Genomic DNA, 503 nt, shown 5'->3' with positions numbered 1-503 from the left:
CGCGCTGTGGACCGCGCGCGAGATCGAACAGCAGCCGCGCATGCTCCTGCGCACCCAGGCGCTGGTCGCCGGGATGGCCGAGCAGCTCGCCGCCTTCATCGCGCCGGTGTCAGGCGACCCGACGGCGCGGGTGATCCTGACCGGCGCCGGCACCTCGGCCTATATCGGCGAATGCCTGGCGCCGTGGCTCGATCGGACCCTCGCTGCGCGCGTCGATGCGGTGCCCACGACCGACCTGGTCAGCGCGCCGCAGCTGTATCTGGATCCGGAGCGCCCGCTGCTGCTGGTCTCGTTCGGGCGCTCGGGCAACAGCCCCGAGAGCGTGGCGGCGGTCGAGCTGGCCGAGGCGCTGGTTGCCGACGTGCGCCACCTGGTGGTGACCTGCAACGCCGACGGTGCGCTGGGCCGGGTCGCGGTGCGGCGGTCGATGACCCTGCTGCTGCCGCCCGAAACCCACGACGTCAGCTTCGCGATGACCTCGAGCTTCAGCTGCATGATGCTCG

General features: G+C 72.2%; 1 protein-coding gene. It reads left to right on the top strand.

From position 1 onward, the window contains the following. A partial coding sequence (locus ABE487_RS17225; protein ID WP_346452839.1) for an SIS domain-containing protein occupies positions 1-503 on the top strand: 503 nt, incomplete at both ends.

This window comes from Luteimonas sp. TWI596 (genome assembly GCF_039674105.1).
Classification (GTDB): Bacteria; Pseudomonadota; Gammaproteobacteria; order Xanthomonadales; family Xanthomonadaceae; genus Luteimonas.
Note: the sequence above shows the minus strand (reverse complement) of the source record. Positions and strands in the feature narration are given on the sequence as shown.